The 16,652-nt window shown below is 60.2% G+C and carries 14 protein-coding genes; 10 read left to right on the top strand and 4 right to left on the bottom strand.

Annotation, left to right across the window (positions count from 1 at the left end):
• Positions 1-22: 22 nt before the first annotated feature.
• The 4 genes from OLZ32_RS01520 to OLZ32_RS01505 form a co-directional block, all read right to left on the bottom strand.
• On the bottom strand, positions 23-439 hold the full coding sequence (locus tag OLZ32_RS01520; RefSeq protein ID WP_003540302.1) for an organic hydroperoxide resistance protein: 417 nt from the start codon (positions 437-439) through the stop codon (positions 23-25).
• Between the two features lie 190 nt (positions 440-629).
• Positions 630-1,952: a sensor histidine kinase gene (locus tag OLZ32_RS01515; protein ID WP_017988540.1), complete on the bottom strand. Its 1,323-nt coding sequence runs from the start codon at positions 1,950-1,952 to the stop codon at positions 630-632.
• Positions 1,949-2,689, bottom strand: coding sequence for a response regulator (locus tag OLZ32_RS01510; protein WP_017960754.1), 741 nt, complete (start codon positions 2,687-2,689; stop codon positions 1,949-1,951). Before OLZ32_RS01510 ends, OLZ32_RS01515 begins: the two co-directional genes overlap by 4 nt.
• A 126-nt stretch (positions 2,690-2,815) precedes the next feature.
• Positions 2,816-3,865, bottom strand: coding sequence for an alpha/beta fold hydrolase (locus OLZ32_RS01505; protein ID WP_264395367.1), 1,050 nt, complete (start codon positions 3,863-3,865; stop codon positions 2,816-2,818).
• Between the two features lie 350 nt (positions 3,866-4,215).
• Here OLZ32_RS01505 and OLZ32_RS01500 point away from each other — a divergent pair, with 350 nt between their 5' ends.
• The 10 genes from OLZ32_RS01500 (at position 4,216) to OLZ32_RS01455 (ending at position 16,477) form a co-directional block, all read left to right on the top strand.
• Positions 4,216-5,991 (top strand): cytochrome c biogenesis protein DipZ, encoded by a 1,776-nt coding sequence (locus tag OLZ32_RS01500; protein ID WP_264419520.1) that lies wholly within the window; start codon positions 4,216-4,218, stop codon positions 5,989-5,991.
• Positions 5,992-6,045: 54 nt separating this feature from the next.
• Positions 6,046-6,804: an alpha/beta fold hydrolase gene (locus OLZ32_RS01495; RefSeq protein WP_029870772.1), complete on the top strand. Its 759-nt coding sequence runs from the start codon at positions 6,046-6,048 to the stop codon at positions 6,802-6,804.
• A 397-nt stretch (positions 6,805-7,201) separates the two neighbouring features.
• A complete protein-coding gene (locus OLZ32_RS01490) occupies positions 7,202-7,924 on the top strand; it encodes a DeoR family transcriptional regulator (RefSeq protein WP_264419518.1) in 723 nt (240 codons plus the stop codon).
• A 175-nt stretch (positions 7,925-8,099) separates the two neighbouring features.
• Positions 8,100-9,128: a deoxyribose-phosphate aldolase gene (gene deoC, locus OLZ32_RS01485; RefSeq protein ID WP_017988544.1), complete on the top strand. Its 1,029-nt coding sequence runs from the start codon at positions 8,100-8,102 to the stop codon at positions 9,126-9,128.
• A 5-nt stretch (positions 9,129-9,133) separates the two neighbouring features.
• Entirely contained in the window at positions 9,134-11,521 is a 2,388-nt protein-coding gene (locus OLZ32_RS01480) for an aldehyde dehydrogenase family protein (protein WP_264395364.1), read from the top strand.
• 159 nt (positions 11,522-11,680) lie between these two features.
• A complete protein-coding gene (locus OLZ32_RS01475) occupies positions 11,681-12,136 on the top strand; it encodes an RbsD/FucU family protein (RefSeq protein ID WP_017988546.1) in 456 nt (151 codons plus the stop codon).
• Between the two features lie 12 nt (positions 12,137-12,148).
• Positions 12,149-13,081, top strand: a complete 933-nt coding sequence (gene rbsK, locus OLZ32_RS01470; RefSeq protein WP_017988547.1) for a ribokinase — start codon at positions 12,149-12,151, stop codon at positions 13,079-13,081.
• The gene (locus OLZ32_RS01465) at positions 13,078-13,953 is read left to right on the top strand and encodes a carbohydrate ABC transporter permease (RefSeq protein WP_017988548.1); all 876 of its coding nucleotides are present in this window, start codon (positions 13,078-13,080) and stop codon (positions 13,951-13,953) included. The genes rbsK and OLZ32_RS01465 overlap by 4 nt, the downstream gene beginning before the upstream one ends.
• Entirely contained in the window at positions 13,950-14,978 is a 1,029-nt protein-coding gene (locus OLZ32_RS01460) for a carbohydrate ABC transporter permease (RefSeq protein WP_003540326.1), read from the top strand. Before OLZ32_RS01465 ends, OLZ32_RS01460 begins: the two co-directional genes overlap by 4 nt.
• Positions 14,979-15,022: 44 nt before the next feature.
• A complete protein-coding gene (locus tag OLZ32_RS01455; protein ID WP_003540328.1) occupies positions 15,023-16,477 on the top strand; it encodes an extracellular solute-binding protein in 1,455 nt (484 codons plus the stop codon).
• Positions 16,478-16,652: the final 175 nt, after the last annotated feature.

Raw genomic sequence — 16,652 nt, 5'->3', positions numbered from 1 at the left:
TTTTGGCGATCGATCCCATTTGTCAGGCAATGCTCAATTCGACATTGATATTGCCGCGGGTTGCTTTCGAATAGGGGCAGGTCCGGTGCGCTTCATCCACAAGCGCCCTTGCCAGATCCGCTTCGATGCCCGGCAGGCTGACCTTGAGGCGAGCCTGTAGGAAATAGTCGCCGTCGGTCGCCCCGAGATCGACCTCGGCGTTGACGGCGGCATCTGCAGGAAGCTTGACCTTCAGCTTGCCGGCAGCGATGCCGATCGCGCCGATGAAGCAGGCAGACCAGCCGGCGGCGAAAAGCTGTTCGGGATTGGTGCCGGCACGGCTGCTGCCCGGAGGCGAAAGCTTGATATCAAGCTGCCCGTCGTCGCTATGCGACGCGCCGTCGCGCCCGCCCGTCGTGTGGGTCTTGCCGGTATAGAGAACCTTGTCAATCTTTGTCATGGAACACTCCTTTGTTGCGTCGCTAAGGCGACTGGCCGCGGTGCGCGGCCGGGTTGACGGAGTGTGGTTTGACTGACGGATATATCCGCCATGTTTCCAAAATCGCCCGAAATGTCACAAAGCGTAGCATCCGATATCGAGGACAACTTCGCATACAAAACGTCTCGAAATTTCGCGGCGCGCCCCGATGTCAGCGGATAGTGATTTCCGCCGCCAGCCCACCGCCGGCGCGATTGTAGAGCCGGAGCGACCCACCGATCTTGGCCGTCAGCTGCTGGGCGATCGCAAGACCGAGACCGGTGCCGCCGGTCTCCCGGTTGCGGGATTGCTCCAGCCGGAAGAAAGGCTGCATGGCCGCCTCCAGCATATCGTCGGGGATTCCAGGCCCACGGTCCATAATCGTGATGACGATATCGTTCTCGGCGCTACGCTCGACGCTGATCTCGGCAGCACCGGCAAACTTCAGCGCATTGTCGATGAAATTCGACAGGATGCGGCGAAGAGCATGCGGCTTGGTAATGGCGGCGCCCTGAACCAGGCCGACGACCGTGACGGCCTTTCCGGTATCCTGGTAGTCGTAGGCTATGCTGTCGATGAACGAGGCGAGATCGATGCGGGCACTCTTCTCGCCATTGCCATGCGCACTGCGTGCATAGGCAATGCCGTCCTGAACGAGGCGCTGGATCTCGGCGAGATCGTTCACCAGCTTGTTCTTCTCAGGCGAATCCTCCGCCATGTCGGCGCGCAGTCGCATGCGGGTGATCGGCGTCTGCAGGTCATGCGAGATTGCCGCCAGGATCTGGACGCGCTCTTCGAGGTAATGGGCGATCCTCTCCCGCATCGCATTGAAAGCCCGTGCCGCATGCGCGACCTCGCTCGGGCCTGCCTCACTCAAAGCCGGGCCGTCCTTGTTCGGGTCAAGCGCATCGGCGGCGGCAGCAAGCTCGCCGAGCGGCCGGATTGCCTGGCGAACCGCAAACCAGGTACAGAGGATGAGCAGCGCCATCTGGATAACGAAGACGTAGGGCAGCCATGCGGCGATCGGCATGACGCCCTTCGGCGTGACGTCGATCGTCAAGGGGCTTCCGTCGCTCAGCGTCAAATGCGCCTGCAATCGGTTCACATCGCCAGGAATTCGTTCGATACGGATCGGAAAGCGATGCCCGATGGCCTCCTCGATCTTTCCTGAGATTTCTGCCCCTTTGCTTGACGTATCAGGCACGCCGGGAAGGCCGGGTCCGAGCACGAAACGGTAATTGCCGCGGCTCAGCCGGTCGAGCAGGTCGCCGCGTTCGCCTGGCGGAAGCCGATCGAGAACCGCAATCGATGTTGCCACGTCATTTTCCAGCGTGCCGAGCATCACCGCCTTGGCCGACATGTACCGCTCCATATAGAGCACACTGAAGGACAGACCGTAGGCGAAGGCCAATCCGATCAGCAGGATCAGGAAGATCCGCGACCGCAACGTGCTCGGCCACGTCAAGCCCGAACGCAAGGGGATTGCCGCCTTCATTGGCGCGGCTCCGATATTTCGACCGGAACCGAAAACACATAGCCTTCGCTGCGCACCGTCTTGATATAGGTCGGTTCGCGCGCATCGTCGCCCAGCCGTTGACGCAGGCGACTGACCAGGAGATCGATCGAGCGATCGAAGAGATCGGCGTCGCGCCCCTGTGTCAGGCTCAGAAGCTGGTCGCGATTGAGCACCCGCTGCGGGTGATCGATGAAGACGCGGAGCAGACGGTATTCGGCACCGCTCAGCGCAATCGCGGTCCCTTCCCTGTCGAGAAGATGCCGGGCGACCGTATCGAGCCGCCAGTCGCCGAAGGTCAACAATTGCCCGGCTTCGCTGATCTGAAGGTTGGGCGGCAACATCCGCGTGCGCCGCAGCACCGCCTTGATGCGGGCGAGCAGCTCGCGCGCAGCAAAGGGCTTGGGAAGATAGTCGTCGGCGCCCATCTCCAGCCCGAGTATCCTGTCCATCTCGTCGGTGCGGGCCGTCAGCATCAGGATCGGGATCGCCTTGTGCCGGCCGGCACGCAGTTCGCGGCACAGCACCAGCCCGTCATCGCCGGGCATCATCACATCGAGCACGATCAGGTCGACGGCATTGGCTTCGACAAAACTGCGCATCTGCCGTCCGTCGGCGGCAACGCTCGTGCGCAGGCCGTTCTTCTGCAGGTAGCCCGATACCAGCTCGCGGATTTCGCGATCGTCATCGACGATCAGGATGTGATCGACATGATCCATATTTCCCTGTTCCTTATCGATAGAAGCGGCCGCGCCGGTCGCTTCGTTCCTGACCGAAGCGACAGACGCGACCTACGCATATTCCGCTGGCCGGAGCAACGAGGCGCTGCAACCGGCATCGTCGACCTAGAAACGATCGACGTCTATGACCGCCTGGGCAAAAGCCTGTGGCGCTTCCTGAGGCAGGTTATGGCCGATGCCGCCGCCGATCGTGCGATGCTCGTATCTGCCGGAGAATTTTCCGGCATAAGCGGAAGGCTGCGGATGCGGCGCACCGTTTGCATCGCCCTCCATGGTGATGGTCGGCACCGAAATGACGGGCGTTGCGGCGAGCGTCGTCTCGTAGGCATCGTACTTGGCCTCGCCTTCGACAAGCCCCAGGCGCCAGCGATAATTGTGAATGACGATCGCGACGTGGTCGGGATTGTCGAAGGCAGCGGCCGACCTGTCGAATGTCGCATCGTCGAAGTTCCACTTCGGCGATGCCGTCTGCCAGATAAGCCTTGCGAAATCATGGGTGTTTCTCTCGTATCCCAGACGGCCGCGTTCGGTAGCGAAATAGAACTGGTACCACCAGGCAAGTTCGGCTTTCGGCGGAAGCGGCTTCTTGTTGGCCTCCTGGCTACCGATCAGGTAGCCGCTTACAGATACCATCGCCTTGCAGCGCTCGGGCCAGAGCGCCGCCATGATATTGGCGGTCCGCCCGCCCCAGTCGTAGCCGGCAATGACGGCCTTCTCGATATCCAGCGCATCGAGCAGCGCGATCATGTCGGCGGCGAGCGCTGACGGCTGGCCGTTGCGCGGCGTCTGGTCGTCCAGGAAGCGGGTCGTCCCGTAACCGCGCAGATAAGGCACGATCACCCTGTAGCCCGCCGAGGCAAGCAGCGGCGCGACATCGACGAAACTATAGATGTCATAGGGCCAGCCATGCAGCAGCAATACGACAGGGGCATCCGCCTTTCCCGCCTCGGCATAACCGATGTCGAGCACGCCTGCCTTGACCTGCTTCAGCGCTTCGAAGGACGTGTTGGTTCCGGGCTTTATAGCTGGCACCGATGCGGCAGTCGCAGACGACTGGGCGGCGGCCATGCCGGCCACGCCGAATTCGACCGCCGCAAGGGCGATTGCAGTCATGCCGAAGAAACGGCGGCGGTGATGGTTGATTTGCTCTGACATCGGTCACTCCTGTCGAATGGATCACGGTCGCGAAAAGGCGTTCTACTTGTATCCCCGATATGTCGTAAGCAACCGTTTTTTGAATGCGGATGTAGCTTCCGGCCGCCTGGATACATTCCGATACAATCGCGCTGCCTCAGCAAGTGGTCGCAATGGCCGCAGCCGTTTCCTCGCCACTGCGGCAGTTTGTATCGCTTTGTATCGCCGCCGCCCTACCCCGACACTTCGGTACATTTTCCCGCAAAGCCGGACACATCGGGGATACTTCACACCGGCCATATCCCCGCCGTTGCTGGTTCAGGCCCCATCGCCGCCCAGAGTCCGATCAATCGGTTTCAAAGGAAACGATGATGACACTTCTGATCATTGCCTATCTCGGAGGCGCGCTGACGATCCTCAGCCCGTGCATTCTCCCCATCCTCCCCTTCGTTTTCGCCCGTGCCGGACAGCCCTTCGTCAGGAGCACGCTGCCCATGCTGGCGGGCATGGCCGCCACCTTCGCACTGGTCGCCACACTGGCCGCAGTCGGCGGCAGCTGGGCCATTCGCGCCAATGAATATGGTCGGCTTGCCGCCATCGTCCTGCTTGCTCTCTTCGGCGCAAGCCTGCTTTCACCGCGTTTCGCAAGCACGCTTGCCCGGCCGATCGTCGACCTTGGCAACAATCTGATCAACGCCGGCGGCCACGGACGCGGCACCACGACAGTGAAGAGCGCGCTTCTTCTCGGCGTTGCCACCGGACTGCTCTGGGCGCCCTGCGCCGGTCCGATCCTTGGCCTTGTACTGACCGGAGCCGCATTGCAGGGCGCCAATCTGCAGACGACCTTCCTGCTGATCGCTTATGCCGCTGGTGCTGCAAGTTCGCTTGCCGTCGCCCTGCTTGTCGGCGGCCGGATATTCACCGCCATGAAGCGTTCGCTCGGCGTTGGCGACAGGATTCGTCAGGGGCTCGGCGCTACCGTGCTGGCGGGCGTCGCCGTCATCGCGCTCGGCCTCGACACCAGCCTGCTCGCCCGGCTCTCCTATGCCAGCACCGCATCGCTGGAACAGGCCGTGCTCGACAGGCTGCATGCAAAGCCGCTCAGCGGCGCATCTTCCGAGCTGGCGAGCAACGAGGTGATGATCGCCGCAGCCGATGCGAACAAACCCTTCCGTAGCGACTTGCCCGTCGAAGGCCACGCCCCTTCGCTCGACGGCGCGGTCGAATGGCTGAACTCTGAGCCTCTCACCACGGAACAGCTGCGAGGCAAGGTCGTGCTCGTCGATTTCTGGACCTATTCCTGCATCAACTGCATTCGTACCATCCCCTATGTCAGGGCCTGGGCCGAAAAATATGCGGATCAGGGTCTCGTGGTGATCGGCGTCCACGCTCCGGAATTTGCCTTCGAGAAGAAGATCGACAACGTCAAGAAGGCGATCGGCGACTTCCAGATCGGTTATCCCGTTGCGATCGACAATGATTACAAAGTCTGGCGCGCCTTCGAAAACAGCTACTGGCCTGCCGCCTATCTGATCGATGCCAAGGGCCAGATCCGCTACCACCATTTCGGCGAAGGCAATTACAACAGGACCGAAAAGGCCATTCAGGACCTGCTGCGCGAAGTCGGCAGCCAAACGACGGCAAGTGCGCCGGTCGTGCCGAATGCCAAGGGCGTGGAAGCAGGTCCTGATCTCGGCAATATGCGCTCCGGCGAAACCTATCTCGGCTACGAACAGGCGGCGAACTTCGCCTCTCCCGAAGGGCTGCAGGCCGACACGGCGCGCAACTATTCGATCGCCGAACCCGGCCTCAATGGATGGGGCCTGTCTGGAACCTGGATCGTCGGCCGGGATCAGGCGACGCTTGATCAGCCGGGCGGCGGCATCACCTATCGCTTCAGCGCCCGCGATCTGCATCTCGTTCTTGGGCCTGGCGCCGGCGACAAGCCAATCCGCTTCCAGGTGAAGATCGACGGCAAGGCGCCGGGGCCTGACCACGGCTCCGACATCGATGCCGATGGCAATGGCACGGTGACCGCGACAAGGCTTTATCAACTCATCCGCCAGTCCGGCACAGTCGCCGCCCGCAATTTCGAGATCCGCTTCCTCGATCCCGGCGTGCAGGCTTACGCCTTCACATTCGGCTGAACCTGAAACGCATCAATATCCCGATCATCAACAATGACCAAAGGAGTGATAGTCATGAACAAACGTCTTCTTTTCACTGCAGCGCTTGCATTTGCCACCACCGCCATCGCGTTCGCAGCAGAGGCTGCCGCGGTCAAGAACATCGTGATCGTCCACGGCGCGCTGGCCGATGGCTCGGGATGGCGCAAGGCGACGGACATTCTCGAGAAGCGCGGCTTCAACGTCACCATCGTCCAGCAGCCCATTACCTCGCTCGACGACGATGTGGCGGCGACCAAGCGGGTTCTCGACCTTCAGGACGGACCGGTCCTGCTCGTCGGCCACAGCTATGGCGGCATGGTCATCACCGAAGCCGGCAACGATCCCGTGGTCGCGGGCCTGGTCTATGTCGCGGCATTCCAGCCAGACAAGGGCGAAAGCCTGCTGAGCCTCGCCAGCTCGAAGCCCGCCGGCAGCATGGATATAAAAGAAACGAAGGACGGCAAATATCTCTATCTCGATCCAGGCGCCTTCGCCGCGGATTTCGCAGCCGACCTTCCGCAAGCCGAAGCCGATTTCATGGCAAAGTCACAGGTCTTCGCCGCAAAGCAGGCATTCTCCGCCAAGATCACTCAGCCGGCATGGCGGACGAAGAAAAGCTGGTCGATCGTCGCCACTGAGGATCGCTCCATCAACCCCGAGCTGGAACGTGACATGGCAAAACGTGCCGGAAGCGACGTGACTGAAATAAAGGCAAGCCACGCCGTCTTCGCATCCCAACCGGAAAAGGTCGCCGATGCGATCGAAACGGCTGCAAGGAAAGCCGGCGAGTAGCACGCGCAGCCAGGAATGTCCTAAGCAGTCGCGAGCATGAAGCCTCTGGTCGGAGGGCCACCCGACCAGAGGCGTGACGAAGTCGTCCCTGCCGGCCGAAATGTCGATCTCGTCGTCCCCGCCTCCCGCAGCCGAAGTCGGGCACCATTTATGCCCTCTTGTGACTATTCCATCAAAAAATGGAATACAAGTCACAATTCTCATTTCAAATTGCGGAGTTTCTCTATATAAAATTGCGACGATATCCCATGCTCTCGCAACCGGCTGGCGCAGAAGCTGTATCTCGGCGCAGATGCCGAATCGTGGATCGAGGAACAAACGAGATGGGAATGGCAGTCCCTTGTTAAATTTTCATCAGAACACTATTCCAGTCTAAACGATAAGGGAGACATGCGATATGGATAGTCGCAGGGGCCGGCGCATCGCAGTCTTATCCGAGGCCCTTTCACAGCATCGCATTCTGCACATCAAGAATGCTGCCGAGATCCTGGGCGTCTCAGAGATGACGGTTCGGCGTGATGTCAGCGCCAATGCAAGCCAATTCGCGTTTCTCGGCGGCCATATCGTTCCGGCTGTCGAAGCGGAAAGCGATCCCTATGAAATTTCCAAGGCAGCCGACAGTCATGCCGCTGCAAAACGCCAAGTTGGCATACAAGCAATTGATTACATTCACCATGATGACACGGTGTTTTTCGATTGCGGCACCACGCTACCCTATCTGGTCGATCTCCTCCCTGACCAGATTCACATAACGGCGATCTGTTACGCCATGAATGTCGCCGATCGTCTGACGCGAAAACCCAACGTTCGCCTTGTTATGCTCGGTGGTCTTTACCACCCAGCATCGGCGAGCTTTTCCGGTGCCTCGGGGTTGGAAATGCTCGATCAGCTTGTGATCAACGTGGCATTTCTTTCTGCAGCCGGTATCGATGCCCGGCGTGGCGCGACCTGCGCGCATTTTCACGAAGCGGAGATCAAGAAAAAGGCGATGTCCCGGGCACGAAAGAATATTCTTCTCGCCGACAGCAGCAAAATCGGCAAGCTCAAGCCGGCCTTTTTCAGCGACATGAAGTCGTTCGATGTGGTCATCACCGAAAACGGCATGAACGATTTCGACTGAGAAATCCCGCATTTTTTCTGCGTCTGTCGAAATCTAAACTTGACGCAGCGGCGCAGTGATGCAAACTTCACAAACAGTGAAAAAAAAATCACATTTGAGCCAGTCGTGAAGCTTCTCCGCGTGCATCTGCACTGATGGCAACAGGATCTTCACGCTCGGATCGGGAGGATTCTAGTTGGAAACCGTTGCTGTTCACAATGCGGCAAACGCGACGCATCATGGAGGCCCTTCGCGCTTGCCGGGCGGCACCCATAACCGGCCGCGCAATACCGGTATGGAACTCGACCTGTCGTGGGTGCTTGACACCCGGGTCAACCTGTCTGCCACCGAGCGCCGCGTAGCCTCGCTTCCCGGGCGCCGAACCGTCAAAAAAGACGCACAGGCGGCTTGGCTCCTGAAGGCGGTTACCTGCATCGATCTGACGACGCTGAACGGCGACGATACTCCCGAGCGCGTCAAGCGGTTATGCGCGAAGGCGATGAATCCGATACGTGCCGACATTCTGGATTCGCTTGGCATGAGCGGCCGTTCGATCACCACCGGCGCCATCTGCGTCTATCATCGTTTTGTTGCAACGGCCGTCGAAGCACTCGGGGATTCCGGCATTCCGGTCGCCGCGGTTTCGACCGGTTTCCCTGCCGGCCTCAGCCCGCACCACCTCAAGGTCAAGGAAATCGAGGCGTCAGTTGCCGATGGCGCGAAGGAAATCGACATCGTCATCACCCGCGAGCATGTGCTGACCGGCAACTGGACGGCACTCTACGAGGAAATGAAAGAATATCGCGCCGCCTGCGGTGATGCGCATGTCAAAGCCATTCTGGCGACCGGCGACCTGAAGACGCTCCGCAATGTCACCAGGGCCTCGCTGGTCTGCATGATGGCGGGAGCCGATTTCATCAAGACCTCGACCGGCAAGGAAGGCGTCAATGCGACGCTGGCCGTGACATTGACCATGCTGCGGGCGATCCGCGCCTATCAGGAGCGCACCGGTATCAAAATCGGCTACAAGCCGGCCGGAGGCATTTCCGCGGCGAAGGACGTGTTGAACTACCAGTTCCTGATGAAGGACGAACTGGGGCGCGAGTGGCTGGAGTCCGATCTCTTCCGCATCGGTGCATCAAGCCTGCTTGCGGATATCGAGCGGCAGCTGGAGCATCACGTCACCGGTGCCTATTCGGCCCTCAACAGACACCCGATTGGATGATCCAGATGACTGTTGCAAAGTATTTCGACGAAATGTCATACGGCCCCGCCCCTGAATCCGATATCGAAGCTCGCGATTGGCTGGCGCGCCACGCTTCCGGTTTCGGTCACTTCATCAATGGCGCATTCGTGCCCTCCGCGTCGGGCAAGAACTTCGACACGTTCGAGCCAGCCACCGGCAAGGTCCTGGCGAAGCTCGCGAACGGCGGCGCGGCGGATGTGGACAACGCGGTTGCTGCGGCCCGCAAGGCACAGGCCTCATGGGCGCGATTGCCGGGCCATGCGCGGGCGCGCCATCTCTATGCACTTGCCCGGATGATCCAGCGCCATGCACGTCTGATTGCTGTGGTCGAGGCAATCGACAACGGCAAGCCGATCCGCGAAACCCGCGATCTCGACGTGCCCCTGGCAGCCCGTCATTTCTATCATCACGCCGGATGGGCGCAAATCCAGGACACGGAATTTGCCGATCATGTGCCGGTCGGCGTCGTCGGCCAGATCATCCCGTGGAATTTCCCATTCCTGATGCTCGCCTGGAAAGTGGCGCCGGCTTTGGCGCTCGGCAACACCGTCATCCTGAAGCCTGCGGAATTCACGTCGCTGACGGCGCTTCTCTTTGCCGAACTGGCATCGGCGGCGGGCCTTCCGCCGGGCGTGCTCAATATCGTGACCGGAGAAGGCGAAACAGGCGCACTGCTCGTCGCGCATGAGGATATCGACAAAATTGCCTTTACCGGATCGACCGAAGTCGGGCGCGTTATTCGCGAGCGGACCGCAGGTAGCGGCAAATCGTTGACGCTGGAACTCGGCGGCAAGTCCCCTTTCGTGGTTTTTGACGACGCCGATATCGACGGCGCCGTGGAAGGCGTGGTCGACGCGATCTGGTTCAACCAGGGACAGGTCTGCTGCGCCGGTTCGCGGCTTCTGGTCCAGGAAGGCATTGCCGATCTTTTCCACGAGCGGCTGAAGCGCCGGATGGAGACATTGCGGGTCGGTCAGCCTTTGGACAAGTGCATCGATATGGGTGCGATCATCGCGCCCGTGCAATTGACGCGTATCGAAGCGCTGGTGAAAAAGGGAGTTTCAGAAGGCGCGACGCTGCATCAGGCCAAGATCGACCTGCCGAAGGGCGGCAGCTTCTACCCGCCGACGCTTCTGAGCGGCGTGCAGCCGACATCGATCGTCGCGACCGAGGAAATCTTCGGGCCGGTTGCGGTCTCCATGACTTTCCGGACACCGGAAGAGGCTATCCAGCTTGCCAATCACACCCGCTACGGCCTCGCCGCCAGCGTCTGGAGCGAGACGATCGGCTTGGCGCTGAACGTTGCGGCAAAGCTTGCAGCCGGCGTGGTCTGGGTGAATGCTACCAATCTTTTCGATGCCGCCGTCGGTTTTGGCGGCAAGCGCGAATCCGGATTCGGCCGCGAAGGCGGACGCGAAGGTTGCTACGAATATCTGAAGCCGAAGGCTTGGGTCGGTCGCAAGGCGCGCGCAGCAATGCCCGCACTTTCGCAAGTAAAGCCGGTTGCCGGCGATTTTACCCTGCCAAGCATCGACCGGACGGCAAAGCTCTTCATCGGCGGCAAGCAGGCACGCCCGGACGGCAATTATTCCCGTGTCATCGCCTCACCCAAGGGCAAGGCGATCGGGGAGGTCGGCGAAGGCAACCGCAAGGACATCCGCAATGCGGTGGTTGCCGCACAGGCCGCGTCCGCCTGGTCGAATGCGACCACTCATAACCGCGCCCAGATTCTCTATTACATCGCCGAAAACCTCAGTGGCCGCGCCGACGAGTTCGCCTCGCGGATAACAGCGATGACCGGAGCCTCCGCAGCCAATGCAAACGCCGAGGTCGACGCCGCGATTTCCCGTCTCTTCACCTACGCAGCCTGGGCGGACAAATATGAAGGCGGCATTCATCAGCCGCCGCTTCGCGGCGTTGCACTGGCCATGCTGGAAGCCATCGGCGTCGTTGGCGTCATTTGCCCGCCGGAAGCGCCACTGCTCGGCTTTATCAGTCTGATTGCGCCGTTGATTGCCACCGGCAATCGTGTCGTCGCCGTGCCGAGTGAGGCCTTCCCGCTTTCGGCCACGGATTTCTATTCCGTTCTGGAAACGTCGGATCTGCCTGCCGGTGTGGTCAATATCGTCACCGGGTCGGCGATCGAACTGGCAAAGATCCTTGCCGCGCACAATGACGTTGATGCGTTGTGGACCTTCGGCTCGGCGGAACTTTCGACGACGGTGGAGAAGCTGTCTTCGGGCAATCTCAAGCGAACCTTCGTGGACAATGGCAAGGCGACGGACTGGATGGACAGAGCCGCTGCCGAAGGCGCGCTATACCTTCGCCGCGCTGTGGATGTGAAGAATATCTGGATCCCCTACGGGGAATAAGGGCTCCAACTCTGGTCATCCGGGCGGGAGGAGAACCGTACCGGCAGGCGAGAACGACGGAATTTGAGGGAATCGCAGAGCTGTAACGGAGCTGCGGTTATTGGGCCCTGTTTTGCGGCATGAGGTGCTGCGAAATGGTGCAATTAAGGGAGGATTTTCATGCTGAAAAATATCGATCCGGCTCTGAATGCGGACGTGCTGCACGCGCTCCGGTCCATGGGGCATGGCGACACAGTCGTCGTTTCCGACACCAATTTTCCTTCGGATTCCATTGCCCGGCAAACGGTGCTCGGCAAGCTGTTGCGCATAGACAATGTGTCTACTGCCCGCGCCATCAAAGCTATTCTTTCGGTGATGCCGCTGGATACGCCGTTGCAGCCGTCTGCCGGGCGAATGGAAATCATGGGCGCGCCGGACGAGATCCCTCCAGTGCAGCAGGAAGTCCAGGCCGTTATCGACGGCGCCGAGGGCAAGCCGGCGCCGATGTACGGCATCGAGCGTTTCGCCTTCTATGAGGAGGCAAAAAAGGCCTATTGCGTCATCACCACGGGCGAAAACCGCTTCTACGGCTGCTTCCTCTTCACCAAAGGCGTCATTCCGCCGGAAACCGTTTGAGGGGAAACGATAATGAAGCTGGGTGTTTCGATCCTCGGGATTTTCGTCGCCGACACGGCCTATCTGGCCAAGCGCATGCCAAATGTTGGCGAGACCATCACCGGGACCGGTTTTGCAGTAGGCCCGGGCGGCAAGGGATCCAACCAGGCTGTCGCTGCTGCCCGCGCCGGTGGAACAGTCTCCTTCATCTCGAAGATCGGCCGCGACACGTTCGGCGATATGGCGCTGAAGACCTATGCGGAAGCAGGCGTGACGCCGAAGGTTGTACAGATGGACGATATGCCGACCGGCGCTGCCTTCATCTACGTCAATGACGGTAACGGCGACAATGCGATCATCGTCTATCCAGGTGCCGCAGGCACCATCGACGTAAGCGATGTTGAGGCGGCACGCGAAACCATCGAGCAATCGGCTGTCTTCGTGACTCAGCTTGAACAACCGGCCGAAGCGGCGCAGCGCGCCCTCGAAATCGCCCATGCGGCCGGCGTTACCACTGTTTTCAATCCAGCGCCGGCCGAGCCGTTTCCGGACACGATCTACCCGCTCTGCGACTATATCGTGCCAAACGAAACCGAGGCAGCCGCCATCCTCGGTTTTCCGCTCGACACACTCGACGACGCCAGACGGGCTGGCGACGCCTTACTTGCCAAGGGCGTGAAAGCCGCGCTGATCACCCTGGGTGGTCGCGGTGTGTTGTATCATACGGCCGGGCAATCGGTTCATGTTCCGGCGGTCTCGTCGGGAGCAGTCATCGATACCACCGGCGCCGGCGACGCATTTGTCGGTGGCTTCTCGGCAGCGCTCTCGCGGGGCGCTAGTCCGGTCGAGGCCGTGCGTTTCGGCTGCGCGACCGCCGGTATTGCGGTGACGCGGCGGGGTACCGCACCTGCAATGCCGAAGATCGAGGAAATCGAGGCGCTTCTCCAGAAAGGAGGCGCTGCATGACCCGCAACGATCCGATCAAACACTTCTTCATCTGGCCGGCGCTGCTGATCGTGCTGGTGATCTCGATCTTCCCGCTGATCTATTCGCTGACCACCAGCTTCATGAGCCTGCGGCTCGTGCCGCCGATCCCCGCGCGTTTCGTCGGCTTCGGCAACTATACGGAACTGCTTCAGAATCCGCGCTTCTGGAATGTCGCCTGGACGACGACGATCATCGCTTTTATCGCGGTGACGCTGCAGTATGTCATCGGTTTTTCCGTGGCGCTGGCGCTCAACCGTCGGGTGCCCGGCGAAGGTTTGTTCCGGGTCAGCTTCCTGGTGCCAATGCTGGTAGCGCCCGTTGCCGTTGCACTCATTGCCCGCCAGATCCTCAATCCCACGATGGGCCCGCTCAATGAGCTGATGACCGTCTTCGGTTTTCCCAACCTGCCGTTTCTGACGCAGACCAGATGGGCTATCGGCGCCATTATTTCCGTCGAAGTGTGGCAGTGGACACCCTTCGTCATCCTTATGCTTCTTGCCGGGTTGCAAACCCTGCCGGAGGACGTCTACGAAGCTGCCGCGCTTGAAAATGCCAGCCCCTGGCAGCAGTTCTGGGGGATCACTTTCCCGATGATGCTGCCGATTTCGGTGGCTGTGGTCTTCATCCGCCTCATCGAGAGCTACAAGATCATCGACACGGTGTTCGTCATGACAGGCGGAGGGCCTGGCATTTCGACTGAAACGCTCACCCTGTTCGCGTATCAGGAGGGCTTCAAGAAGTTCAACCTCGGCTACACCTCCGCCCTGTCCTTCCTGTTCCTGATCGTCATTACCGTGATCGGGCTCGTCTATCTCGCCATCCTGAAGCCCTATCTGGAGAAGCACAAATGAGCGTGCGCGACCTCAAAGGATCCGGCCGCTGGTGGGCGCTCGCAGGCTGCCTGCTCTGGCTCGCCTTCACCTTCTTTCCGCTTTACTGGGTGGCGATCACCTCGTTCAAGTCGCCGCTCGGCGTCGTCGGCGGACCGACCTATATTCCGTTCGTCGATTTCGACCCGACGCTGACAGCCTGGAGCGAGCTTCTGTCCGGCGCGCGCGGCCAGTTCTACAACACCTTCATCGCCTCGACGATCATCGGGCTATCCGCATCGGTGCTGGCCACCTTCATCGGTTCGATGGCAGCCTATGCGCTGGTGCGCTTCACCTTCGAGGTGAAGCTGCTGTCCGGGGTGATTTTCGTCGTTGTTGCCTTCGGCGGATATCTGCTTGGCCGTCATGTTCTGGGCTACGGACAGGCTATTTCGCTGATCTACGCCTTTGTCGCCGCGCTTGCGCTCGCCATCGGCTCCAGCCGTATCAGGCTTCCGGGGCCACTCCTCGGCAATGATGATATCGTCTTCTGGTTCGTCAGCCAGCGCATGTTTCCGCCGATCGTCGCCGCCTTTGCCCTGTTCCTGATGTATACGGAAATGGGCAAGTTGGGGTTCAAGCTGGTGGACACCTATACAGGCCTCACCTTCGCCTATGTCGCCTTCTCGCTGCCGATCGTGATCTGGCTGATGCGCGATTTCTTTGCGGCACTGCCGGTTGAAGTCGAAGAGGCGGCGATGGTCGACAATGTGCCGTCGTGGAGAATTTTCTTCGGTATCGTCCTGCCCATGTCCAAGCCGGGCCTGATCGCGACATTCATGATCACGCTCGCCTTCGTCTGGAACGAGTTCCTGTTCGCACTATTCCTGACCAGTTCCAAATGGCAGACACTTCCCATTCTCGTCGCAGGGCAAAACAGCCAGCGCGGCGACGAGTGGTGGTCGATATCGGCAGCCGCCTTGGTCGCGATCATACCCATGGTCGTCATGGCGGGCATTTTGAGCAGGCTGATGCGGTCTGGCCTGCTTTTAGGAGCAATAAAGTGACCGTTCGACAAGCCTAGTCATTGTTCAATTCCGGGGAGGAAAACATGAGAAGATTGCTATTGAGTTCAACGGCCGCAGGACTACTTGCTGCGGCGGGCGTCACATCCGCGCTCGCGTGCGAGCCGGACTACACCGGTGTCACGCTCACCGCCACGACGCAGACAGGCCCCTATATCGCCTCTGCGCTGCAACTCGCGGCCAAGGGCTGGGAAGAAAAGACCTGCGGCAAGGTGAATGTCGTCGAATTTCCGTGGTCGGAACTCTATCCGAAAATCGTAACCTCGTTGACCTCCGGCGAAGACACGTTCGACGTGGTCGCCTTTGCGCCGGCCTGGGCACCGGACTTCACAGATTTTCTCTCGGAAATGCCCAAGGCGATGCAATCAGGTGCCGACTGGGACGACATCGCGCCGGTTTACCGCGAGCAACTCATGGTCTGGAACGGCAAGGTCCTGTCGCAGACCATGGACGGTGACGCCCATACCTATACCTACCGCATTGATCTGTTTGAAAACGCGGAAAACCAGAGCGCCTTCAAGGCGAAGTATGGCTACGATCTGGCCCCGCCGAAGACATGGAAGCAGTATCTCGACATCGCCGAATTCTTCCAGCAGCCGGACAAGGGCCTCTGGGGCACGGCGGAAGCCTTCCGCCGTGGTGGCCAGCAATTCTGGTTCCTGTTCAGTCACGTGGCGGGATACACCAGCCATCCCGACAATCCCGGCGGCATGTTCTTCGATCCGGATACGATGGATGCACAGGTCAACAATCCGGGCTGGGTACGCGGCCTGGAGGAATATATTCGCGCTTCGAAACTGGCGCCGCCAAATGCGTTGAACTTCTCGTTCGGCGAAGTGAACGCGGCCTTTGCCGGTGGCCAGGTCGCGGAATCGATCGGTTGGGGCGATACCGGCGTCATCGCCGCCGACCCGAAACAGTCGAAGGTTGCTGGCAGCGTCGGTTCGGCATCGCTGCCGGGCTCCGACGAGATCTGGAACTACAAGACCAAGAAGTGGGACAAGCAGCCAGAGGTCGTCCAGACTTCCTTCATGGCCTTCGGCGGTTGGCAGGCGGCTGTTCCGTCGTCTTCCAAGAACCAGGAGGCAGCTTGGAACTATATCCAGTTCCTGACGAGCCCGGCGGTTTCCGGTCAAGCGGCCATCACCGGCGGCACAGGCGTCAATCCTTACCGTCTTTCGCACACGACAAATACGGCGTTGTGGTCGAAGATCTTTTCCGAGCGTGAGGCCAAGGAATATCTTGGAAGCCAGAAGGACGCGGTGACCGCCAAGAACACGGCGCTCGACATGCGCCTGCCGGGCTATTTCTCCTATACGGAAATTCTCGAAATCGAGCTTTCCAAGGCATTGGCTGGAGAGGTGACGCCGCAGCAGGCGCTGGATACCGTGGCTGCCGGATGGAACAAGCTGACGGACGAGTTCGGCCGCGACAAGCAACTGGCAGCCTATCGTTCGTCGATGGGCCTGCCTGCGAAGTAAGCCCATCCTCAACATCTCATCCCGGCGGTGCCGGGATGAGATCAGACATCGTTGAAAGAAGAAGCAAACCATCGCCGCTTAGAGCGCCGTGCGTCCTTTCGGACGAAGGACGCTCTAACTCTTTCAATCCTCGCATCGTGCTTTCCGAAAATCGATTCCGATTTTCGGGCCGATG

The sequence above is a fragment of the Rhizobium acaciae genome, from assembly GCF_025941625.1.
Lineage (GTDB): Bacteria > Pseudomonadota > Alphaproteobacteria > Rhizobiales > Rhizobiaceae > Rhizobium > Rhizobium acaciae.
This window is presented reverse-complemented; position numbering and strand designations above follow the sequence as displayed.